This is a genomic window from Frateuria sp. GZRe14 (assembly GCF_051900395.1).
In the GTDB taxonomy this organism is placed as follows: domain Bacteria; phylum Pseudomonadota; class Gammaproteobacteria; order Xanthomonadales; family Rhodanobacteraceae; genus Frateuria_A; species Frateuria_A edaphi.
Window position 1 is genome coordinate 160,603 of record NZ_JBHZGJ010000002.1, and the last position, 23,725, is coordinate 184,327.

The 23,725-nt window shown below is 67.1% G+C and carries 16 protein-coding genes; 8 read left to right on the forward strand and 8 right to left on the reverse strand.

The genetic code is table 11. The features are described 5' to 3' along the window. Positions 1–76: 76 nt before the first annotated feature. The 3 genes from ACFWZ1_RS15015 to ACFWZ1_RS15025 all read right to left on the reverse strand — a co-directional run bounded on the left by ACFWZ1_RS15015 (position 77) and on the right by ACFWZ1_RS15025 (position 3,848). Positions 77–811, reverse strand: a complete 735-nt coding sequence (locus tag ACFWZ1_RS15015; RefSeq protein ID WP_439667033.1) for a TSCPD domain-containing protein — start codon at positions 809–811, stop codon at positions 77–79. A gap of 255 nt (positions 812–1,066) precedes the next feature. Further along, positions 1,067–1,651: a histone H1-like repetitive region-containing protein gene (locus ACFWZ1_RS15020; RefSeq protein WP_439667034.1), complete on the reverse strand. Its 585-nt coding sequence runs from the start codon at positions 1,649–1,651 to the stop codon at positions 1,067–1,069. Between the two features lie 46 nt (positions 1,652–1,697). Next, positions 1,698–3,848, reverse strand: a complete 2,151-nt coding sequence (locus ACFWZ1_RS15025) for an adenosylcobalamin-dependent ribonucleoside-diphosphate reductase (RefSeq protein ID WP_439667035.1) — start codon at positions 3,846–3,848, stop codon at positions 1,698–1,700. 376 nt (positions 3,849–4,224) lie between these two features. On the opposite strand from ACFWZ1_RS15025, the gene ACFWZ1_RS15030 reads away from it, so the two are divergent. The 8 genes from ACFWZ1_RS15030 (at position 4,225) to ACFWZ1_RS15065 (ending at position 17,742) form a co-directional block, all read left to right on the forward strand. Continuing rightward, positions 4,225–5,601 carry a DegQ family serine endoprotease gene (locus ACFWZ1_RS15030; protein WP_439667036.1) on the forward strand — a complete coding sequence of 459 codons (1,377 nt, stop codon included), beginning with the start codon at positions 4,225–4,227 and terminating at the stop codon, positions 5,599–5,601. 207 nt (positions 5,602–5,808) lie between these two features. Next, a complete protein-coding gene (locus ACFWZ1_RS15035) occupies positions 5,809–7,107 on the forward strand; it encodes a LysM peptidoglycan-binding domain-containing protein (RefSeq protein WP_439667037.1) in 1,299 nt (432 codons plus the stop codon). A gap of 14 nt (positions 7,108–7,121) precedes the next feature. Then, the gene (locus tag ACFWZ1_RS15040) at positions 7,122–7,847 is read left to right on the forward strand and encodes an HAD family hydrolase (RefSeq protein ID WP_439667038.1); all 726 of its coding nucleotides are present in this window, start codon (positions 7,122–7,124) and stop codon (positions 7,845–7,847) included. Positions 7,848–8,047: 200 nt separating this feature from the next. Then, on the forward strand, positions 8,048–9,442 hold the full coding sequence (locus tag ACFWZ1_RS15045) for a leucyl aminopeptidase family protein (protein WP_439667039.1): 1,395 nt from the start codon (positions 8,048–8,050) through the stop codon (positions 9,440–9,442). Positions 9,443–9,575: 133 nt separating this feature from the next. Continuing rightward, a complete protein-coding gene (locus tag ACFWZ1_RS15050) occupies positions 9,576–10,901 on the forward strand; it encodes an aspartyl/asparaginyl beta-hydroxylase domain-containing protein (protein WP_439667040.1) in 1,326 nt (441 codons plus the stop codon). Positions 10,902–11,141: 240 nt separating this feature from the next. Beyond that, complete coding sequence (locus tag ACFWZ1_RS15055; protein WP_439667041.1) at positions 11,142–13,958, forward strand: TonB-dependent receptor domain-containing protein; 2,817 nt, start codon at positions 11,142–11,144, stop codon at positions 13,956–13,958. Between the two features lie 103 nt (positions 13,959–14,061). After that, positions 14,062–15,903, forward strand: coding sequence for a sulfotransferase (locus ACFWZ1_RS15060; protein ID WP_439667042.1), 1,842 nt, complete (start codon positions 14,062–14,064; stop codon positions 15,901–15,903). Positions 15,904–15,987: 84 nt separating this feature from the next. Beyond that, positions 15,988–17,742 (forward strand): M1 family metallopeptidase, encoded by a 1,755-nt coding sequence (locus tag ACFWZ1_RS15065; RefSeq protein ID WP_439667043.1) that lies wholly within the window; start codon positions 15,988–15,990, stop codon positions 17,740–17,742. 305 nt (positions 17,743–18,047) lie between these two features. Here the strand turns inward: ACFWZ1_RS15065 and ACFWZ1_RS15070 are convergent, their stop codons facing one another. From ACFWZ1_RS15070 to ACFWZ1_RS15090, 5 genes are all read right to left on the reverse strand, one after another. Continuing rightward, a complete protein-coding gene (locus tag ACFWZ1_RS15070; protein WP_231321703.1) occupies positions 18,048–20,285 on the reverse strand; it encodes a carboxy terminal-processing peptidase in 2,238 nt (745 codons plus the stop codon). Between the two features lie 7 nt (positions 20,286–20,292). Then, complete coding sequence (gene lipA, locus ACFWZ1_RS15075; protein WP_231321704.1) at positions 20,293–21,285, reverse strand: lipoyl synthase; 993 nt, start codon at positions 21,283–21,285, stop codon at positions 20,293–20,295. Between the two features lie 10 nt (positions 21,286–21,295). Next, a complete protein-coding gene (lipB, locus tag ACFWZ1_RS15080) occupies positions 21,296–21,973 on the reverse strand; it encodes a lipoyl(octanoyl) transferase LipB (protein ID WP_425600797.1) in 678 nt (225 codons plus the stop codon). A 190-nt stretch (positions 21,974–22,163) separates the two neighbouring features. After that, positions 22,164–22,454, reverse strand: a complete 291-nt coding sequence (locus ACFWZ1_RS15085; RefSeq protein WP_439667044.1) for a YbeD family protein — start codon at positions 22,452–22,454, stop codon at positions 22,164–22,166. Beyond that, positions 22,454–23,710 (reverse strand): D-alanyl-D-alanine carboxypeptidase family protein, encoded by a 1,257-nt coding sequence (locus tag ACFWZ1_RS15090; RefSeq protein WP_231321706.1) that lies wholly within the window; start codon positions 23,708–23,710, stop codon positions 22,454–22,456. Before ACFWZ1_RS15090 ends, ACFWZ1_RS15085 begins: the two co-directional genes overlap by 1 nt. Positions 23,711–23,725: the final 15 nt, after the last annotated feature.

Genomic DNA, 23,725 nt, shown 5'->3' on the forward strand with positions numbered 1-23,725 from the left:
AACAAAAGGGCAGCATCTCTGCCGCCCTGATTGCTCATTTATTCAACGAAGCCGAGATAGTGAATTTCCTGATTTCTCACCCGCACTTCGAATACCCACAATTCAAACAAGTCTGGCACCCATCCATCAGTACCAGCGCCTGCGTATTGCACTTGGCGCATAAGGTCGCTCCCGGCGGAAACCCGCTGGCATTGCTCTCGGTGTTGGAAGCCACCTCAGCCGCCTTCTTCCCCGCCGAAGCCGCCTCGTAAGCAGCCCGCTTCTCGGCAATCAGCTTCTTCTGCGCCTCATCCATCTCCGGATCATGGATGAGCCCGATGTTCTTCATGTGCTGCTCGATCACCGCGCCGATCTCGGCCACGATGCTCGGCATGTAGACGCCGCCGGCCTTGAAGTACCCACCACGCGGATCGAACACCGCCTTCAGCTCCTCGACGATGAACGTCACGTCGCCGCCCTTGCGGAACACGGCGGAGAGGATGCGGGTGAGCGCCACGATCCACTGAAAGTGGTCCATGTTCTTCGAGTTGATGAAGATCTCGAAGGGGCGGCGCTGTTCGTGCGGGGTGCCCTGGTTGAGCACGATGTCATTGATGGTCACGTACAGCGCGTGCTCGAACAGCGGCGACTTGATCTTGAAGGTGGAGCCGACGAGCGACTCGGGGCGCTCGACGCTCTCGTGCATCTGGATGATTTCGGCCTGGCGCGGCTCGGCGGCCTTCTTCTCGGGCGCGGCGGCGATCGGGGCGGCCTTGTCTTCGGGCTTGACGACCTGGTAGCCCTTGATCTTCTTTTCGATCTTGATCGTCATGGGTGTTTTCTCTTTCTCTGGCGGGCCGTCGACGGGCGGCCGGTGGTTGGACGATGCGTTTAAGCTCGCAGAAGGGGGAATCCATCTGGGGCGGCCCTTCTAAGGGCAGGAGCAAATGGATTTCCGCTTGTGCGGGAAGGCAGCACGCGCGGTGGTGGCTTTGGGTTCTCGCTCCCTGGCGGGAGGGCGGTGCGCGCGGCGCAGGTGGTGCGGAAGACTCCGGCCCGGGCGAACCCGGGCCGGGGTCGGTACGGCTTACTTGCGGCGGGCAGCCTTCTTCGGCGCCGCCTTCTTGCTGGCAGTGGACCGCTTGACCGTCGACTTGGCGACGGCCTTCTTGCTGGCGGACTTCTTCCCTGCCGCCTTCTTGGGAGCGGCCTTCTTCATGGCCGTCTTCTTGCTGCTGACCTTCTTGGCCGGCGACTTCCTGGCGACCGCTTTCTTCGAAGCGCCCTTCTTGGCAGCGGCCTTCTTCGGGGCTGCCTTCTTGGCAGCAGCCTTCTTCGGCGCGGCCTTCTTGGCGGCAGCCTTCTTCGGAGCCGTCTTCTTGGCGGCGGCCTTCTTCGGTGCAGCCTTCTTGGCGGCAGCCTTCTTCGGAGCCGCCTTCTTGGCCGCGGCCTTCTTCGGCGCAGCGTTCTTGGCAGCCGCCTTCTTCGGAGCCGCCTTCTTGGCCGCAGCCTTCTTCGGAGCCGCCTTCTTGGCCGACGACTTCTTCGGCGCAGCCTTCTTCGCCGGTGCCGGCGTCTGCGGAGCCGGGGCGCCCATCGGCGCAGCGGCCGGCGTGTCGCCCGTGGACGGCATGGAACTGTTCTGCGCTTGGTTCTCGGTATCGATGGACATCTGGTCTTCCCCTCCGACTTAGGTTTTTGTGTGAGACCTGCGTTGGCTAGAACTTGCCGTAATAGCCTTCCTTCAGGGCATCGAACAGGTTGGCGGCGGTGTGCATTTCGCCGTCATATTCCACCTGCTCATTTCCCTTCAGTTCGATAACGCTACCGTCTTCCAATTCAAAGCGGTAGAGGGTGTTCGCAAGGTCCGTCTCCTTGACCAGCACGCCCTGGAAGGCGGCGGGGTTGAAGCGGAAGGTGGTGCACCCCTTCAGGCCCTGCTTGTAGGCGTAGAAGTAGATGTCCTTGAAGTCTTCGTAGGGGTAGTCGGTGGGGACGTTGGCGGTCTTGGAAATGGACGAGTCGATCCACTTCTGCGAGGCGGCCTGGATGTCCACGTGTTCCTTCGGGCTGATGTCGTCGGCAGCCACGAAGTACTCTGGCAGCTTGTTGGCCGCCTCGTCGGTGAACGGCAGCGCGTTCGCGTTGATGAGGGCGCGGTAGGCGAGCAGCTCGTAGCTGTAGACCTCGACCTTTTCCTTGGACTTCTTGCCCTCGCGGATCACGTTGCGCGAGTAGTGGTGGGCGAAGCTCGGCTCGATGCCGTTGGAGGCGTTGTTGGCCAGCGACAGCGAGATGGTGCCGGTCGGCGCGATCGAGCTGTGGTGGGTGAAGCGCGCGCCGGTCTCGGCCAGTTGCTCGACCAGGTTCGGCGCGACGGTGGCGATGCGCTGCATGTAGCGGCTGTACTTGGCGTGCAGCACGCGGCCAGGGATGGTGTCGCCGATCTTGTAGCCGTCCTTCACCATTTCCGGGCGCTTGCGCAGCATGTCGCCGGTGACGGTGTAGTCCTTCGCGAGCACCGGGGCCGGGCCTTTTTCCTTGGCCAGGTCCAGCGCGACTTCCCAGCCGGCCACGGCCATCTCGCGGGAGACGTCCTCGGTGAAGCCGACCGCCGCTTCGGAGCCGTAGCGCATCTTGAGCATGGTCAGGGTCGAGCCCAGGCCGAGGAAGCCCATGCCGTGGCGGCGCTTGCTCATGATCTCGTTGCGCTGCTGCTCCAGCGGCAGGCCGTTGATCTCCACCACGTTGTCGAGCATGCGGGTGAACACCTTGACCACTTCGCGGTATTCGTCCCAGTCGAAGCGGGCCTTCGGGCCGAACGGGTCGCGCACGAAGGTGGTCAGGTTGATCGAGCCGAGCAGGCAGGAGCCGTACGGCGGCAGCGGCTGCTCGCCGCAGGGGTTGGTGGCGCGGATGTGCTCGCACCACCAGTTGTTGTTCATCTCGTTGACCTTGTCGATCAGGATGAACCCGGGCTCGGCGTAGTCGTACGTCGAGACCATGATCATGTCCCACAGGTGCCGAGCGCGGATGGTGCCGTAGATCTTGCAGGCGACCAGGCCGTCCTCGCGGTCGACGTAGTTCTCGTGGGTGGGCCACTCGCGCCAGACGACCTTGGTCGGGTCGGCAAGGTCGATCTCGTCCTGCTCCTTGACGTGCACCGGGAACACCAGCGGCCAGTCCTGGTCGTGCTCGACCGCCTGCATGAAGCCGTCGGTGATCAGCAGGGAAAGGTTGAACTGGCGCAGCCGGCCGTCCTCGCGCTTGGCGCGGATGAATTCCTTGGCATCGGGATGGGAGATGTCGAACGTACCCATCTGCGCGCCGCGGCGGCCGCCCGCCGACGACACGGTGAAACACATCTTGTCGTAGATATCCATGAACGACAGCGGGCCGGAGGTGTAGGCGCCGGCGCCGGAGACATACGCGCCGCGCGGGCGCAGCGTGGAGAACTCGTAGCCGATGCCGCAGCCGGCCTTCAGCGTCAGGCCCGCCTCGTGGACCTTCTCCAGGATGTCGTCCATCGAGTCGCGGATGGTGCCCGACACGGTGCAGTTGATCGTGGAGGTCGCCGGCTTGTGCTCAAGGGCACCGGCGTTGGAGGTGATGCGGCCGGCCGGGATCGCACCGCGGCGCAGCGCCCACAGGAAGCGCTCGAACCAGTGCGCGCGCAGTTCGTCGGTCGCTTCCACGTCGGACAGGGCGCGCGCGACGCGCTGCCAGGTCTCGTCGATGGTTCCGTCCACCGGCTCGCCCGCCTTGGTGCGCAGGCGGTACTTCTTGTCCCAGATGTCGTAGGAGGCCGGCTGCAGCGGGATGGCCGTGGCATCACGGTTGGCGGCGAGTGGTGCACGCATCGTGCTCATCGGATTGTCTGACTCCCGGCCTTGCGACCCATCTGTTGTTTTGACCAACGCCGCCGCGGCGCCGCCGGTTCCCAAAGCGGCCTGGCGAGGCGGAGCGGGCGCGTTTTCCTTGAATATCCGGCCTTGCGGCGTCCTCCCCCGAGGTTGCCGCATCGACACAGCACTTGGGTGGGAGCCCGAACGACTCACACAAGATGTTGTGGTGCGACCGGGCATGAACGGTATCTCTGGCCTGCGTAGGCGTCAACAGAAATTTCTGTCAGGCACGGCCTGCATTGGCTGGCGCCCGATCCGCCGCGCGTCGTCGTCACCGTGGAACCCGGAGGCCCGGTTTACAGTCGCAGGTTGGGTCCGTTTTCAAGTCAAGGAGAACCGCATGACCGCCCGTCGCCCCTCGCCCGCGAGCGCCCTCATCCTGTGCAGCGCGCTGCTGCTTGGCTGGCCCCTCGCCAGCCGCGCCGCGCTGCCTGCGAGCGTCGCAGGCCAGCCGATGCCCTCGCTGGCGCCGATGCTTCAGAAGGTGACGCCGGCGGTGGTGAACATCTCCACCAGGACGCGGGTGGCGGTGCGCGATCCGTACTTCGACGATCCGATCTTCCGCCAGTTCTTCGGCCTGCCCTCCTCGCCGCGCGAGCGGGTGGAGCAGAGCCTGGGTTCGGGTGTGATCGTGGATGCCGCCAAGGGCTATGTCCTGACCAACAACCACGTGGTCGGGGGCGCGGACGACATCACCGTGACGCTGCAGGATGGGCGCACCTTCAAGGGCAAGCTGATCGGCACCGATCCGGATACCGACGTGGCGGTGGTGCAGATTCCGGCCAAGGGACTGAAGGCGCTGCCGGTGGCGGACTCGTCGAACCTGCGCGTGGGCGATTTCGTGGTGGCGGTGGGCGATCCGTTCGGGCTGGGGCAGACGGTCACCTCGGGCATCGTCTCGGCGCTGGGCCGCTCGGGGCTCGGTGGCGCGGGCTACCAGAACTTCATCCAGACCGATGCCTCGATCAACCCCGGCAATTCGGGCGGCGCGCTGGTCAATTTGAACGGCGAGCTGGTCGGGATCAACACGATGATCCTGTCACCGTCGGGCGGTAACGTGGGCATCGGTTTCGCCATCCCCAGCGACCTCACCACGCAGGTGATGCGGCAGTTGATCGCGCACGGCAAGGTGGTGCGCGGGAGCCTGGGCGTGCAGACGCAGGACATCACCCCGCGCATCGCCAAGTTGCTGAACCTGTCGACCGACCAGGGCGTGGTGGTGACCCGCGTCGCGCCCGACTCGGCCGCGTCGCATGCGGGACTCGCGCCGGGCGACGTGCTGCAGGCGATCGACGGCAAGCCGCTGCACGACAGCGACGAACTGCACAACGCCGAAGGCCTGTTGCCGCTGGGCAGCCAGGTCACGCTTAAGCTCACGCGCAACGGCGAGGCCCGCCAGGTGCAGGCCACGCTGACGCCGGAGAAGCTCGCCACCGTCGACGGCGCCACGCTCGATCAGCGGCTGGCCGGGGTGCGTTTCAGCGAGCTGTCGATGGCGCAGCGCGGCCAGGGCGTCGCCGGCGTGGCGGTCACGTCGGTGCAGGGCGGCAGCCGTGCCGACCGCCTCGGATTGGACGAGGGCGACATCGTGATCGGCGTGAACAACCGGCGTGTCACGAGCCTGCGCGAACTGAGCGGGTTGGTGGCGATGCAGCCGCGGCAGCTGGTGCTGGTGGTGGAGAACGATGAGGGCGTGCGATACGTGCCCATGGATTGAGGGCAGCGCCGATCGAGCTCCCTCTCTCCGGCGGGGAGAGAGAGCTGAGCGTTCGCGCCCCTACTCCGCCTTTGCTTAACGCCAACCTGTGACCGTGCTTGATGTTTGGCGACCGGACCGATGAAATACCGGACTCCCATCACTGCGCGCGTGCCATCTACACGGCACGCTCACGCCACTCATCGAAGCCGTAGGTCGTCCGAAGTCATGCCCGTCCGTTCCGTTCGCCTGTCCGTCGCCGCCCTGCTGGGCGCCTGCCTCACCACGGTCGCACTCGCCGCCGGGCCCACCCTGACCCTGCGCGGCGACGTGGCCACCACGCGAGGGCTGGTGCAGGACCTGGCCTCCGCCTGGAGCCGGAGCGGTCACGGCAAGGTCGACGTGCAGCCGTTCAATACCGCCTCGGGCCTGGATGCGCTGCGCAGCGGCAGCGCCGACATCGCCGGCAGCGCGCGCGACGGCAACGGCAGCGCGCAGGAGTCCGGGCTGGTGTTCACGCCGGTGGCGTGGGACGGGCTGGTGATGATCACCCACCCGAGCAACCCGGTCAGCAACCTCAGCCTCAAGCAGTTGCACGATATCTATTACGGCAAGATCACCAACTGGAGCGACGTCGGTGGCCGCAGCGCACCGATGAACGTGTACGCGGTGGCGAGCCCCGGCGACGGCGTCGAGTTCAGCCTGCGCAAGCTGCTGTTCGGCCGCGGCAACCAGCCGGTCGCGGCGCCGCGCCTGTACGTCAACACGGCCAAGCTCGAGGAAGCGGTGGCGCTCGATCCGAAGGCGATCGGCGTGACCACGCTTTCGCGCGTGGCCGGCAACGGCAAGGTGAAGATGATCCGCATCGACGGCACCGCGCCCAGCGCCGCCACCGTCGCCAGCGGCCGCTACGAGCTCTACTCGCCGCTCTACCTGGTGACCAACCCGTCCAGCCCGCACGCGGCCGAGGCCAAGGCCTTCGTCGACTTCGCTACCTCCAGCCAGGCCACCGCCGCCCTGCGCGGGCACAACACCGTGCCTTACGCCGCCGGCAGCGCGCTGGCCGCGGCCGATGCCTCGCGCCGCGCGCAGATCCTCGCCGCGGTGGGCGCGCATGCCGTGGTGCAGCCGACGCCGAGCGCCGCGCCGCCGGTCGCCGCGCCGGGCGCCACGTACGCTTCGCGCGCCGCCATCGCGCCGACCTCCGAGCGCACCGCCGAGGCCAAGCGCGCGCTGGAGGAACGCCGCGCCAAGGCCGCCGAAAAGGCCAGCCTGAAGGGCGTGCACGGCGAGGCGACCACCGTCGATGCCGCCGCCGCGCGCGGCCCCGCCTTCGCCAAGGTCTCCGCCAGCGCCACGGTCAAGTCCACCGTCGCCAAGCCGCGCACCTACAAGGTCACCAAGGGCGACACGCTGTCCTCGATCGCCCGCTCGCACTCGGTCGACGTATCCGACCTGCGCGCCTGGAACCACCTGAAGGGCAACGAGCTGAAGGCCGGCCAGGTGTTGCGCCTCGGCGAGCGCTGAGCGCGGGTGCGCGCATGCGCATCCTCGCGCTGACGCTGGACCTGGACGACACCCTGTGGCCGGTGCTGCCGGCCCTGGAGTGCGCCGACCGCGAGCTTGACGCCTACCTGCGCACGCACCATCCGGAAGTCGCCACCCGCTGGCCGATTCCCGCGATGCGCCGGCTGCGCGCGCAGGTCGCCGCCGAGCGGCTGGACCTGGCGCACGACTTCACCACGCAGCGCCACCTGACCATGCAGCGCGCCTTCGAAGCCTGCGGGTTGGCCCAGGCGCCGATCGAGGCGTTGTGGGAGGTCTACTACGCCGCACGCAACCGCGTGGAGCTCTATACGGACGCCCTGCCGGCGCTCGAGCGGATCACCGCGAGCTGGCCGGTGGCGAGCCTGACCAACGGCAACGCGGACCTGGAACGGATCGGCATCCACGCGCATTTCCATTGCCAGGTCTGCGCGCGCGACACCGGCGTGGGCAAGCCGGACGTGCGGATTTTCCGGGTGGCGGCCGAGCGGCTCGGCGTGGCGCCGGAGCACATCCTGCACGTAGGCGACGACGCCGACCTGGATATGCGCGGCGCGCGCGAGGCGGGCCTGCGCACGGCGTGGATCAACCGCGAGCGGCTGCCGTGGCCGGACGGGCTGGGCGAACCACCGGACCTGGACCTGCCCGACATGGGTGCGCTGGCGGATTGGCTGGAGCGCAGCCAGGGGCTGGCAGGCGGCTCCGGTTCGCAAACCTTGTAGGAGCAGCGAAGGCGGCACACGCATCGGTTCCGCCCCTTGTAGCACCCGTGCGCGACCGGGGAGATGGCGGTTGCGCACAAGTGCGCTCCTACAGGGATCTGCTTCGCCCGCGTTATCGGGCGCGTAGCTGGTGGCGGTTTGGCATCTCCCACGCATCGGCGCATCATGGTCGACTCGCCGCAGCCATGAGGCACGAAGCCATGCCGGAGCGCTCCACGTCCGCCCTGACCGAACGCAAGGCCGGCAAGGCCCAGGGCGTCGCCATCGAGACCATCGACAGCGCGCGCTACAAGAACACCTTGAAGCGCCTGGACGCCACTCAGCGCCGCTGGCTGGAACAGACCGGCTTCGAACCCAGGCCAGGACGCTTCGCCCTGTTGCCCGATGCCAGCGGCAAGCTCGCCCGCGTGCTGGTGGCGGTCGATCCGTCCGAGCCGCTGGCCGCACTGGCCGGACTGCCGTATGCGCTGCCGGCCGGCACCTATCATCTGGCCGAGGCCGGCGCGCTTGCCGACACGCACCACGCAGCGCTGGGCTGGGCGCTGGGCGCCTACCGTTTCGAGCGCTATCGCAAGGGCGGGCGCGTGCCGGCCACGTTGGCCGTGCCCGCCGCGGAGCTTGCCACGCTGGCGCCACTCATCGAAGCCACCGCGCGCGTGCGCGACCTGGTCAACACGCCGACCGAGGACATGGGCCCGGAGCAACTGGCCGATGCCGTGAAGCAGGTGGCCAAGGCGCACAAGGCCAAGATCCGCGATTGGGTCGGCGATGAACTGCTCAAGGCCAACTTCCCCACCATCCACGCCGTCGGGCGCGCCAGCCATCGCGCGCCGCGGCTGGTCGAGTTGAGTTGGGGCAAGGCGTCCGATCCGAAGCTGGTGATCGTCGGCAAGGGCGTGTGCTTCGATACCGGCGGGCTGGACATCAAGCCGTCCGATGGCATGCGCAACATGAAGAAGGACATGGGTGGCGCGGCGCACGCGATCGCCCTGGCCGGGCTGGTGATGCAGGCGCAGCTGCCAGTGCGGCTGACGCTGCTGGTGCCCGCGGTGGAGAACGCCATCGCCGGCAATGCGATGCGCCCGGGCGAAGTCATCACCACCCGCGCCGGCCACACGGTGGAAGTGGACAACACCGATGCCGAGGGTCGCCTCATCCTGTGCGACGCGATCGCCTATGGCGCGGAGCAGCAGCCGGACCTGATGCTGGACTTCGCCACCCTGACCGGTGCCGCGCGCGTCGCGCTGGGCCCGGACCTGCCGGTGCTGTTCGCCAACCAGGACGCGGCGGCCGATGCCTTGCTCGAGGCCGGTCGTGCGGTGGACGATCCGCTGTGGCGGCTGCCGCTGTGGCGGCCGTACCGCAAGATGCTCGAGTCGTCGGTGGCGGACTTCGCCAACTCGGGAGCCTCGCGGCATGCCGGCGCCATCACCGCGGCGCTGTACCTGGAGCGGTTCGTGCCCGATGGTCTGCCGTGGCTGCACCTGGACACCTACGCCTGGAACGATGCCGACCGGCCCGGCCGCCCGCGCGGCGGCGAGGCGATGGGTCTGCGCGCCATGTTCGCGTTCCTGCAGCACCGCTACGCGCACTGATCTCCCGGCCGGTGCACCAGTAGGGTGGGTTTGGGCCCACCGTGCCGCACGACCGGGAAAGGCAGGCTGAAGCCCACCCTGCGACCGCATGACCGGTCGCATGATCCGGTACGCTGCGCGCATGAACGCATCGATGGACGCTCCCGATGCTGCGGCTGTCGCGGCCTGCCGCGAAGAGGCACGCGCAGCACTGCAGCGCGGCGACTTCGCCCGTGCCGAGCAGGCGTTTTCGCGTCTGCTCGAACTCCGCCGCGACGACGTCGAGACGCTGCAATTCCTGGCCTCTTGCCAGCTCGGCCGTGGCGACGCGGCACGCGCGATCGAATGGTTGCGCACAGCACACGATGCCCAACCCCGGGACGCCGCAATCCTGCATCAACTGGGTGCGGCACAGGTCGTGGCCGGGGATCTGCGCGGCGCGGAAAAAAGCCTGCGCGAAGGCCTCGCGCTGGCGCCCGGCATGTTCGTCGCGCGCCTGCGTCTGGGCGTGGTGTACGAGCAACAGGGGCGCCGGCACGAGGCCGTGACCGCTTACCAGGGCGCGATCAACGCCGCGCAGGCGCAGGGGCGCTGGCTCAGCGACGAGACCACCGCGCCGGGCGTGCGCGAGGCGGTGAAACACGCCGCGCAGTACGTCGCCGCGGGCCGTCGCGAACTGTTCGACGCGGTCATCGAACCATTGCGGCAGCGCTACGGGCGGACGGAACTGAGCCGCGTCGACCAGTGCCTGGCCATCTATCTGCACGAGCGGCCCGCGCTTCTGCCCGATCCGCGGCAGCGTCCCTTGTTCCTGTATTTCCCTGGCGTGCCCAGCCAGCCGTTCTATCCGCGCGAGCGCTTCCCGGAGCACGCGCGACTGGAAGCGGCGGTCGATGTGATACGCGAGGAACTGCGCGCCGTGCTGTCGGATGCGGACGATCCGCTCGTGCCGTTCCTGGGCGCGCCCTCGGCCGAGGCGATCGCGGCGCAATTGCTCGGTTCGACCGGCGCGCAAGAGGCATCCTGGGATGCGTTCTTCTTCTATCGGCACGGCGTGCGCCATGACGGAAATTGCGCGCGCTGCCCGCGTACCAGCGGCCTGCTCGATGCCATGCCGCTGGTCCGAGTTCGCGACCACGCGCCGGAAACCCTCTACTCGGTGTTGCGCCCGGGCACGCACATCCTGCCGCACCGCGGTGTCACCAACACGCGCCTGGTCACCCACCTTCCGCTCATCGTGCCGACCGACTGCGCGCTGCGCGTCGGTGGTCAAACCCACGTGTGGGAGGAAGGCCGCTGCGTCACCTTCGACGACACCTTCGAGCACGAAGCGTGGAACCGCAGTGGCCAGACCCGCGTGGTGCTGATCGTGGACAGCTGGAATCCCGACCTCAGCGAGGTGGAGAGGATGGCGGTGAGCGAGCTGGTCGCGGCCATCGGCGACTTCAACCGGTCCACGGCGGAACCTGATCCGCCATGAGTCACACGGCCGTCCAGACGGCTGGAAGATAGTGGCCATGACAGCCGCCTTGCACACCCATGACTGAGGGCATGGGCACTTGCTTGTTAAACAGTTGTTGCTGTCATACTCGGTGCGCTCGAAATGAGCGGGGGAAGCAGGGATTTACTTCACCGGGGAGTGCACATGAAATACGACTTGAATCACTTGTCATTGGCAGTGCGTCTGGCGTTGAGTGCGGGTGTTTTTTCGGTAGCGGGAGTGGCTCAAGCGCAAGTGTCGACACCGGACAGTCCGCAGTCGACCGAACAGACGTCGCAAGACCAGGCCACGCCGCCCTCCAAGAAGGAAGCGAAAACGCTGGAGTCGGTCCAGGTGACCGGCTCGCTGATCCGGCGCGTAGACGCCGAGACAGCCAGCCCGGTGATCACGCTTGACCGCGCAACGATCAGCAACTCGGGCAAGCCCGTGCTGGGCGACGTGCTGCAACAGATGCCGAGCATTTCCGGCAATGCCACCAATCCGGCCAACAACAGCAACGGCGGCGGCGTGGCCAGCCCCTTGCTGGAAGCCGGCGATGGCGCGTCGCGCGTCTCGCTTCGCGGCCTGGGCAACAACCGCACGCTGGTGCTGGTCAACGGCCAGCGCATGGCCAACCCGGACATCAACCTGATTCCGCCGGAGATGATCGAGCGGGTCGACGTGCTGGCCGAAGGCGCCTCGACGGTGTACGGCTCCGACGCCATCGGCGGCGTCGTCAACTTCATCCTTCGCAAGGACTTCAAGGGCGCCCAGTTCAGCCTCAACGACGGCATCTCCAGCCATGGCGATTCGCGGCGCCACGGCTTCAACCTGACCGGAGGCATGACCGGCGAGCGCTACAGCATTGCCGCCGGCCTCGACTACAACAAGTACGACGCGACGCTCGGCGCCGAGCGCAAGTTCTCCAAGCAGCAGTTGTACCTCTCCAGTGGTTCGGTGGTGGCGGCCGGCTCCAGTTCGATCCCGACCGGCCGCATCCAGGTGCCTGCCTCGGTCGCTGCCCAGTACGGCTGCGCGGTCGATCCGACGACCGGCACCGCCCAGGTGACGCTGGCCTCGGGCGACGGGTCGAGCCAGGCGGACTATCGCTGCCGGCTTTCCTCCGACACCTACAACTACGCCGCGCTCAACTACATCCAGACCGCGCAGAAGCGCACCAACGGCTTCGTGCTGGCGAACTTCAACGTCACCGACAACGTGACCGCGTTCGTCGACGCGTTCTACAACCACACCGTGTCCAGCGGCCAGGACGCGCCCTCGCCGGTCGGCACGGGCGACGGCCTGATCATTTCCGCGGACAACCCGATCAATCCGTTCGGCATCACGTTCAGCCAGAACGCGATCGCCGGCGATCCGAACAGCGGCTACAACTTCCAGACCCGCCTGACCGGTGCCGGCACGCGCGTGCACAGCTACACCACCAATACCGGGCAGATCAACGCGGGGCTGCGCGGCAATTTCGGCCAGACCAGCAGCTGGATCTGGGATGCCTCGATCAACTACAGCCATACCAAACGCGACCAGCGCGACACCAACGAGGTCGACATTCCCTCGTTGCAGGCCGCCGTGGATGCCGGCGCGAACATCTTCGACCAGGCGAATGCCGGCGATGTGCTGAGTGCCGGCGTGAAGACGCCGATCTACGTCTTCACCCAGTCCACCAAGCAGGCCCAGGTCGACGCCAGCGGCGAGCTGTGGGACCTGCCCGCCGGCCCGGTGCAGCTGTCCGTCGGCGCCCTGTACCGCAAGCAGTTCATGAACTACACCGTGAGCGACTTCGCGGTGCTCGATCCGGTGACCACCACCTGCCAGATCCTGCAGGAAGCCTGCGGCTCGCCCGGCCGCGGCAGCTACAACGTCAAGGAGCTGTTCGCCGAGACGCTCATCCCGCTGGTCTCGGACGTGGCATGGGCCAAGTCGCTGTATCTGGACCTGGGCGTGCGCAGCTCCAACTACAGCACCACCGGCACCACCACCAACGGCAAGATCGCGATCGAGTGGCGCCCGACCGACGACCTGCTGGTACGCGGCACGGTCTCGCAGGTGTTCCGCGCGCCCAACCTCAACGAGCTGTACGACGGCCGCACGCTGGTCCAGCCGGTGCTCAACGACCCCTGCGTCGGGCTCTCCGCGGCTGAGCTCGCGCAGCACCAGGCGGCCTGCCAGTTCGTTCCGGTGAACTGGGCAGGCAACGATCCGGCACAGGTCAACACGTTCTATTCCGGTGCCGCCACGGTGGGCGCGTCGCTGAAGCCCGAGAAGGGCAAGTCGATCGATTTCGGCCTGGTCTACGATCCGGACTGGGCGCCGGGTGTCTCGACCAGCCTCGACTTCTGGCACATCTACCTGTCCGACACGCTGACGGCGATCCAGGCCGATACCGTCGTCAACTCCTGCTACAACAACAGCGCCAGCCCGTACTGCTCGTTCATCACGCGCCAGGACAACACCAGCCGGCAGCCGGGCCAGGTGTTCCTGATCAACACGCCGGTGGTCAACCTGGGCACCCTCAGCACGTCCGGCATCGACTACACGCTGCGCTACAAGATCCCGCACTTCAATGTGGGCAGCATGGATCCAGGCAACTTCCGGGCCGGCCTCAACACCAGCTACACCTCGACCTACAACGTCAACGCCACGCCGGACGAAGCGGACTCGGAGACGATCAACTACGCCGGCACCTACACGCCGCAGTTCGGCAACATCTCGCGCTGGCGCGGGACGGTCACGCTCAACTGGGACAAGGGCAACTGGAGTGCCCAGTGGCAGTCCCGCTACATCAACAGCCTGACCGCGCTCAATGCCGACGCCGCCATCCACGGCGTGGACATCCCGGTGGCCTCGGTGGTCTACCACTCCATCCAGCTGGGCTATTCGGTGCCCTCGATCCACACCCGCTTCGACGTCGGCGTGGACAACCTGATGGACAAGCAGCCGCCGCGGCTTTACCAGAACGGTTCGAACTACAACGTGGACACCGCGACCTACGATGTACTCGGCCGCTACTACTGGGCTCGTGCGACAGTGAAGTTCTGACGCTCGACGCCAGCGAAGCTTGCTGACGGCACCCGGAGGGGTCGCGGATAACTCCGCGGCCCCTCTTGCATAATGCGGATCGGCCGACCGCGATCGAGGACGCATGCCCCACTCCGCCACCGACCTGGCCGATGCCTACAACGCCGGCGACATGGAGCGCGTGATCGCGCTCGCCAGCGCGGCGGGCGACCGGGCCGACGAGGGCATCCAGCTGCTGCTCGGACTGGCGCAACAGGCGACCGGCCGCTACGGCGAGGCTGCCACCACGTTTCGCCAACTCGCGCAGCAACGCCCGGACGTGTCGGCCTATTGGAACAACCTGGGCGTCGCCAGCCGGCTGAGCGGCGACCTGGCCGCCGCCGAGCAGTCGCTATCGAAGGCCAGATTGCTGGCGCCGGACGATGCCGACGTGCTCTACAACCTGGGCCTGCTCTACATCCAGCAGCGACGCTGGCTGTTGGCACGGGAGACGCTGCTCGACGTGGTGGGACGCGCGCCGGACTTCATCGACGCGCGCCTGCAGGCCGCGTTCGCCTGTTACGTGTGCGGCGACAATACCTGGCAGGAGGCGATGTTGGCCGGCGCCATCGACTGGCCGGCGCAACCGGCCGAGCAGGCGTTGATCCTTTCCTCGATGTTGTCGGCGCAGGGCGAGCTCCAGACCGCGCTGCGCGCGCTGGCGCAGGCGCAATTGCCCGACGGACCCGCGGGCGAACTGTTGCGGCTGCGCATCGCGGCGCAGCGCGTGTTGCTGCATGAGCGCAACAACCAGATCGACGAAGCGAAACGGCAACTCCAGCAGCTGCCGTTCGGCGCACTCGACGCCTTGCCGATGGACGCGCACCAGGTGCGTGCGGACGTGTGGCGCGCGCACGCCGCGCTGGCGATGCGCGCCGGCGCCTACGCCGAGGCGGCGACGCTGTACCGGAAGGCGCTGGCGCTTGCCGACGACGACGAAACCCGCGCCAGCGCCGGCTTCGCCCTCGCCGCTGCGTGCGATCGGCTGGGCCAGCACGCCGACGCGTGGCAGGCCTTGCGGGCCGCGCACGAAGCGCAAGTGGAGATCGCGCGCACCGTGCTGCCGGAACTGCTGGCGCCCGACAGCCAGCCCCTGCAGATGGCCGACGTCGATCGCGCCGTCCACGCCCGCTGGAGGCCATTGCACGCGCCGAACAGCCGGCAGAGCCCGGTCTTCGTCGTGGGCTTTCCTCGTTCGGGCACGACCTTGCTGGAGCAGATGCTCGATGCCCACCCGGATTTCCGGTCGATGGACGAGCGGGCCTTCATCCATGAGCTGACGCAACGCATGGAGCAGGTCGGCCAGCGCTACCCGGCCGACCTGGCGAACCTGACCGGGACCGAAGCCGACCAGCTGCGCGCGGCCTACTTCCGGATGGTCGGGCGCGTGTTGCCGGACCTGGGGCGGCATCGGCTGGTGGACAAGAATCCGCTCAACATGCTGTGCCTGCCGATGATCATGCGGCTGTTTCCCGAGGCCCGCATCATCCTGTGCCTTCGTCATCCCTGCGATGTGCTGCTGAGCTGCAGCATGCAGCCGTTCCGCTCACCGGCGTTCATGGTGCTGTGTTCGTCGCTGCAGCGCCTGGCGCGCGGTTACGTGCAGGCTTTCGAGCAGTGGTATCGGCAGGTGGAGGTGTTCGGGCCCCGGGTGCTCGAGTGGCGCTATGAATCGGTCGTCGGCGACCTGGACGACCACCTCGCGCGGCTGGGGACGTTTCTCGACGTCGCCGATGCCTCGCCGATGGCGCGCTTCGCCGATCACGCAAAAAACAAGCGCTTCATCAGCACGCCCAGCTATGCGCAGGTGACCCAGGGCGTCCACCCGGGGTCGGTCAACCGCTGGCGCGGCTACCGCGACCGGTTCGAACCCGTCCTGCCGCTGCTGCGGCCGCTGATCGAGCGCCTCGGCTACTCCTGCCGATAACCGGACGCCGGCGTGACTTCTGGCCTAGTCGCGGCAACCGCGCACGCGGCATGCTGGCTGATCGAACCCCAAGGAGTCGTCCCCATGCACCCACGCCTGTCCCTGCTGGCGCTTGGCGTTGCGCTCGGCCTGTCCGCCGGCGCGCACGCGTCCGAGCCGGTCGCCGTCGAGCAGCCCAAGCTCACCGCCCAGACGCTCGATTCCGGCGGCACCATGCCGGCCGAGCAGGCCCGCCTGCATTTCGACCACGCGGAACTGCATTTCACCATCGATCCGGCCAAGCGCCACCTCGATGGCGAGGCCATGTTGCGCTTTACCGCGCGCGAGCCGACCGACGTCCTGCTGCTGGACCTGGACAGGAACCTGCCGATCCGCAGCATCGCCGTCGACGGCAAGCCGCTCGCCGGGAGCGCCTGGAGCAATCCGGACGGCCGCCTGCGCATCCAGTTGCCCCAAGCCCTGGCCAAGGGCGGCAGCGTAAGCACCACCATCGCCTACGGCGGTCAGCCGCACGTGGCCAAGCGCGCGCCGTGGGATGGCGGGTTCGTGTGGAGCCATACGCAGGACGGCCAGCCGTGGGTCGCCAGCGCGGTCGAAGGCGAGGGCTGCGACCTGTTCTGGCCGTGCATCGATCAGCCCACCGGCGAGCCGGACCTGGTGGACACCTGGGTGACCGTGCCCAAGGCGCTGGCCGCGCCGGGCAACGGCGTGCTGGTGGACATCAAGGACAACGGCGCCACGCGCACCTGGCACTGGCGGATCAAGCAGCCCGACACGTACGCGATCACGATCAACGTGGGACCGTTCGAAGAGCTCAAGGGCGACTACAAGAGCCGCTACGGCAACACCATCCCGATGGAACTGTGGTATCTGCGCGGGCACGAGGCCGGTGCCAGGGCGTTGTTCGCCGAGTTCCCGCGCATGCTCGACTTCTTCGAGCAGGAAATCGGCCCCTATCCCTTCGGCGACGAGAAGATGGGTGTGGTCGAAACGCCCCACCTGGGCATGGAACACCAGACCATCAACGCCTACGGCAACGGCTATCCGAAGAGCGAGTACGGCTACGACTGGCTGCTGCAGCACGAGTTCGCGCACGAGTGGTTCGGCAACCAGGTGACCAACCGCAACTGGGACGACATGTGGCTGCACGAGGGTTTCGGCACCTACATGCAGCCGCTCTACGGGCAGTACCTCAACGGCGACATGCCGTACTTCGCGATGCTTCACGACGAGCGGATGAAGCTGTCGAACAAGGTGCCGATCGTGTCCGGCCAGCCGAAGACCGAAGAGCAGGTCTACGACGGCAAGACCGGGCCGGGCCTGGACATCTATTACAAGGGCTCGCTGGTGATGCATACGCTGCGCGGGCTGATCGGCGACGACGCGTTCTTCGAGAGCGTGCGCCGGCTGGTCTACGGAAGGCCGGATCCGAAGCCGGGCAACTTCAAGCCGCGCTATGCCACGACGAAGGATTACCTCGGCATCGTCGACCAGGTGACCGGCAAGAACCTCAAATGGTTTTTCGACGTGTACCTGTATGACGCGGCACTGCCGAAGCTCGAGACGACCCGGCATGGCGACAACCTGCAGTTCCGCTGGGTGACCGGCCACGGCGAGCCGTTCCCGATGCCACTGGAAGTGCAGGTGGGCGATACCGTGCGCACGTTGGCGATGGCCGACGGCACAGGCGAACTGCGCGTGCCGGAAGGGAGCTTGATGATCGTCGACCCGCGTTCGAAGGTGCTGCGCGAGATGCCCCACGTGGAGGCGTTCCAGGCGTGGGAGAAGGCGCAGGCAGCGGAGAAGAAGGCTCGGGAGAAGACGGGGAAGAAGGACTGAGGCCGCGTTGTCGGTGGACAGTCGGGTAGCCCTTCGACTTCACTGCGCTACGCCCAGGGTGAAAGGCTTTTGGTGGTGCGCAGCTTCCGATTCCGTTCCTTCCGGGAATGGATGACGGCGAGGACGGGATGGTTCGGTCCGAGCGAAAAGGACGGCGGAACTCGTACTCGCGCTTTCGCTCGAATCCTCTCCGTGTGCCGACAGGCGGGTGAGGGTTCGGGCGAGGCCGAAGATACCCAGCCTCGCGGAATGGATTCCCGAACGACAAAAAAAAGCCCGGCCAGGCCGGGCTTTTTTTCGTCACTTCAGCGTGGCTCTGTCGCCGGTTTCTCCGGCGCCATCACTGCCGCGGTGGAGAACTTGCCGCCGTAGGGCAACACTTCCGCGGCCAGCTTGGGGTTGCCCTTGATCAGGCCGATCGCGTCGAACAGGATGTGCGCGGTTTCCTGCAGCTCCGGATCCTTGGCGTTCTTGGCTTCCTTCTCCTGCTTGAGCTCGGCCTTGAGGCTGCGCTCGTTGGCGTTGAGGCCATCGTCCAGCGGCGATTCCTCGCCGGCCAGGCTGCCGTCGGTACCATCGATCGCCTTGTGCCGCGCGCGGAAGTCGGCCTGGATCGCGTCCTGACGCTTGCGCTCGGCCTGGCGCTCGGCGAGGTTCAGCGACACCGTGGTCTGGTCGCGCATCTTCTTGTATTGCGCCAGCTCGTCCAGCATCAGCTGCCAGGCCGGCGACTTGACCACGCGCGCATCGTGCTTGGACTTCAGCTGCGGCAGGTAGGCGGAGAGATCCGCGACCTGGCTGTACGGCGCTTTCTGGATCTGCGTCCACGGCAGCGCGTTGTCGTAGGTGGACTCGCCGAAGTCCTTCTCGTCGCCGTTCTTCGGGAACAGGATGTCGGGCGTGACGCCCTTGAGCTGCGTCGAGCCGCCGTTGATGCGGAAGAACTCGGCGATGGTCATCTTCAGTTCGCCGTACTGCGGCTTCTCGCTGTCGCCCTGGGCGAAGCGGTCCAGGTCCACCAGGTTCTGCACGGTGCCCTTGCCGAAGGTCGGCTCGCCGACGATCAGGCCGCGGCCGTAGTCCTGGATCGCGGCGGAGAAGATCTCCGAGGCCGAGGCCGAGCCGCGGTTGACCAGCACCGCCATCGGACCACTCCAGGTCAGGCCCGATTCGTCGTCGCCCTGCACTTCGACCTGGCCGCGCGCATCGCGCACCTGCACGACGGGGCCCTGGTCGATGAACAGGCCGGTCAGCTCGTTGGCCTCGGCCAGCGAGCCGCCGCCGTTGTTGCGAAGGTCGACCACCACGCCCTGTACGCCAGCGGCCTTGAGCTCGCCGAGCAGCTTGGCGACGTCGCGGGTGGCGCTCTTGTAGTCCTTGTCGCCTTCGCGGCGCGCGCCGAAGTCGGAGTAGAAGGTGGGCAGGTCGATCACGCCGATCTTGCGGGTGGCGTCGCCATCCTTGACCTCGATGATCTTCTTCTTGGCCGCCTGTTCCTCGATGCTGACCTTCTTGCGCACCATCGTGACCAGCTCGTGCTTGCCGTCGGGGCCGGCATCGGCGGGCAGGATCTCCAGCCGCACGGTGGTGTCCTTCTTGCCGCGGATCTTGTCGACCACGTCGTCCAGGCGCCAACCGATCACATCGACCATCGGGCCGTCGGTGCCCTGTCCGATCGCCACGATGCGATCACCCACTTCGATCTTGCCGGACTTGTCCGCCGGGCCACCGGGGACGACCTCGCGGATCTGCGTGTATTCGTCGCGCGCCTGCAGCACCGCGCCGATGCCTTCGAGCGACAGCTTCATGGCGATATCGAAGTTTTCCGCCGCGCGCGGGCCGAGGTAATCGGTGTGCGGATCGGTGGTCTCGGCGTAGGCGTTCATGAAGGTCTGGAACGCATCCTCGCCGTCAAGCTGCTTCACGCGGTCGATGTAGCCGGCGTAGCGCTTGTCCAGCGTCTTGCGGATGTCGTCGTCGCTCTTGCCGGCAAGCTTCAGGCGCAGCCAGTCGTTCTTGGTGCGCTTGCGCCACAGGTCGTCCAGCGCGGTCTGGTCGGCCGGCCACGTGGCGTGCTCGCGATCGTAGGTGTAGTTCTCTTCCTTGGTCAGGTCGAAACCCTGCTTGAGGAGGCCGCGCGCGAAGTTCATGCGATCGACGGCGCGCCGGACGTACAGGTTGAACACGCTGAACGGGCCGGAGAGATCCTTGTTCCAGATGGCGTCGTCGAACTTGGTCTTCAGCGGTTCGAAGCGGGCCATGTCGGCCTGGGTGAAGAACACCTTCTCGCCGTCGAGCATGTCGAAGTAGGCCTTGTAGATCTTGGCCGACATGACGTCGTCGAGCGGCTTGGCGTCGTAGTGGAATCGCGTGAGGAAGCGCGCGGACAACTGCGCGGCGTCGGCCTGGGTGTCGGTGGACTTCAACGGCAGCGTGGAAGCCTTGTGGCCTTCCTCGCCCTGCACGGCGGGCGCCTGCGCTTGGGCGTGGGCGGCCGGCAGGACCAGGGCAAGCAGCAGGGCGAGCGTGGGGCGCAGGGTCATGGGAATCTCAGGCGAGTTCGGTGACGCCGGCTGCATGGGCCTGCAGGTCGGCATGGTAGGAGGAACGCACCAGTGGGCCGGAAGCGACATGATGGAAGCCCATCGCTTCGCCCGCCTCGCGCAGCGCGTCGAATTCGTCGGGAGTCCAGTAGCGCACGACCGGGTGATGGTGCGGCGTGGGCTGCAGGTACTGGCCGATGGTGATCATGTCCACGTCATGGGCGCGTAGATCGCGCAGCGTCTCGATGACCTGCTCGAAGGTCTCGCCCAGGCCCAGCATGATGCCGGACTTGGTCGGCACGTCCGGGTGCTGCGCCTTGAAGCGCTTGAGCAGGTCCAGCGACCACTGGTAGTCGGCGCCCGGGCGCACTTCGCGGTACAGGTGCGGAACGGTTTCGAGGTTGTGGTTGAACACGTCCGGCGGGAAGTCCTTGAGTACTTCCAGCGCCCGCTCCATGCGGCCCTTGCCGCGGAAGTCGGGGGTCAGGATCTCGATCTTGATGTTGGGGCTGGCGTGGCGCGTGGCGCGGATGCAGGAAGCGAAATGCTCGGCACCGCCGTCGCGCAGGTCGTCACGGTCGACCGAGGTGATCACCACGTACTTCAGGCGCATGTCGGCGATCGTCTGCGCCAGGCGCGCCGGCTCCAGCGGATCGGGCGGCTGCGGGCGGCCGTGGGCGACATCGCAGAACGAGCAGCGGCGCGTGCACACCTCGCCAAGGATCATGAACGTGGCGGTGCCCTTGGAGAAGCACTCGTGGATGTTGGGGCACGAGGCCTCCTCGCACACCGTCACCAGCGCGTTCTCGCGCAGGCGCGCCTTCAGTTCCTGCACGGCATTGCCTTGTGGCAGCCGCACGCGGATCCACGAAGGCTTGCGCAAGGTCGGCACGCTCGCGTCGAACGCGGCGCGGTTGCGGGCGATCTTGTCGTTGCCCAGCTGCTTTTCGGGCGCGTCGACCACGCTGATCGGGATGACCCTGGAGGAAATTTCGCTCATCTGCGACTGCCTAGACCGCGGCGCGCGCGGGGAGTTCGGGGAGGACGGGGGCGGCCGGCACCGCGTGGAAGCCGAACTGGCGGCAGAATTGCCCCACCAGCACGTCTTCGACCTGCGCCAACTGCGACGGGCCGCCCAAGTCTAGCACTTGCGTGACGGCCAAACCCTTGTAGCCACAAGGGTTGATCCGTCCGAACGGCTCCAGGTCCATGGCCACGTTGAAGGCCAGACCGTGGAAGCTGCACCCCCGCCGTACGCGCAGGCCCAGGGCAGCCACCTTGGCGCCAGACACATAGACGCCCGGGGCGCCTTCCACCCGCGCGGCCTCGATCGACCAGTGCGCCAGCGTATCGATCAGCGCCTGTTCGATGCGGTTGACCAGCTCGCGCACGCCCACACCGGTGCGGCGCAGGTCGATCAGCGGGTAGCCGACGATCTGGCCGGGTCCGTGGTAGGTCACCTGGCCGCCACGGTCGACGGGGATCAACGGGATGTCGCCCGGCGCCAGCACGTGCTCCATCTTTCCGGCCTGGCCCAGGGTGAACACCGGGTCGTGCTCGAGCAGCCACAGTTCGTCGGGCGTGTCCGGTCCGCGCGCGTCGGTGAAGGCGCTCATCGCCTTCCAGGTGCGCTCGTAGGGCTGGCGGCCGAGGCGGCGGATGAGGAGCGGGCGGGAGTCGGGGGGCATGGGCGCTACCGGGGAAATGGGGAGCAGATGAGGCGGACCGGGCGAAATGCAAGCCGGCGCTTTTGAAGCCGCCTCCCTCTGGAGAGAGGGTATGAGTCAGGGCCGGGGCTCGCGGGAAAACCTTTCACGGCGCTTTAGGCAAAGCCGGCCCTCATCCCAGCCCTCTCCCGGAGGGAGAGGGCGCAGGAGCCTATAGCGTGTAGCGGATGGCCGGATCGGCGCGCAGCGCCGTGTGCGCACCGTCGTACTGCTCGCGGGTATCGCAGCGGAAGCTCACGGTCACCGAGATGAACTTCCCCTCGCGCGAGGGGCGCTGGCTGACCGTCTCGTGCAGTACGTGCAGGCCCTCGCCCTCGAGGATCCGCGGCACGCGCCTGGGCAGGTCCGCGCTGGCGTCGCCCAGCGCGGTGATCTCGAACTCACCGGGGAACCGGAAGCCCTTGCCTTCCTTCTTCGCCTGGCTGAAATCGATTTCGTGCATTACTTTTTGTCCGCAGCGGGGGCCGTGGCCGCAGCGTCGTCCTTCTTGTCGCCGTGGAACCACAGCAGGATGGAATCCCACAGGCGCTTGAAGAAGCCGCCCTGCGGGGCGTCGTCGAGCGCCACCAGCGGTGCCGACTGCAACGGCTTGCCGTCCAGCGTGACGCGCAGGGTACCCACCTGCTGGCCCTTCTTGAACGGGGCGACCAGGGTCGCGGGGATGTCCATGATGGCCTTGAGCTGGTCGTACTGGCCGCGCTTGACGGTCACATCCATCGGCTGACTGATGCCCAGCGGCAGCGTGCCTGCCTCGCCCTTCCAAAGCTTGGGCGTGGCCAGCGGCTTGTTGGCGTCGTACAACTTGTGGGTTTCGTAGAAGCGGAAACCGTAGTTGAGCAGCGCCATGGCCGAATCGGCGCGCGCCTTCTCCGAGCTCGCACCCATGACGATGGCGATCATGCGCGAATCGCCCTGCTTGGCCGAGGCGGCCAGGCAGTAACCGGCCGCGGCAGTGTGGCCGGTCTTGATGCCGTCCACGCTGGGATCGCGCCATAGCAGGGTGTTGCGGTTGCCCTGCTTGATGCCGTTCCACACGAACTGCTTGACCGCCGAAATCGCGTAGTCCTCCGGGAAATCGTGGATCAGCGCGCGCGACAGGAGCGCGATGTCCCGCGCCGTGGTGTAGTGGTTCTCGATCGGATAGCCCGAGGCGTTCTCGAAGTGCGAACCGGTCATGCCCAACTGCTTGGCGTAGGCATTCATCAGGTTGGCGAAGGCTTCCTCGGAACCGGCGGTGTGCTCGGCCAGCGCGATCGCCGCATCGTTGCCCGACTGGATGATCATGCCGTACAGCAGGTCCTTGAGCGGAACCTGGCTGTTGAGCTTGAGGAAGCTGGTCGAACCATCGGTGCCTGCGCCACCGCCGCGCCAGGCGTGCTCGCTGATGGTGACCGGATCGGTCATCTTGATCTTGCCGTTGGCAAGCTCAGCCGAGACCACGTAGTCGGTCATGATCTTGGTGATCGAGGCCGGTTCGACGCGCTCGTCCGGATTCTTGCTGGCCAGTACCTGCCCGGTGGCGTAATCCATCAACACCCAGGCCTTGCCGTCCACGTCCGGCGGCGGCGGCACCGGTGCCTCCGGCACGGTCGGGCGCGGCACCGGCGAAGGCTTCGGCGGCGTCTGCTGCGCGAAGGCGGCGCCGGCGATCAGCGCGGCGGCGGCAAAGGTGGTCAGGGTACGGCGGAAAAAGCTCATCGTCGGTATCGATCC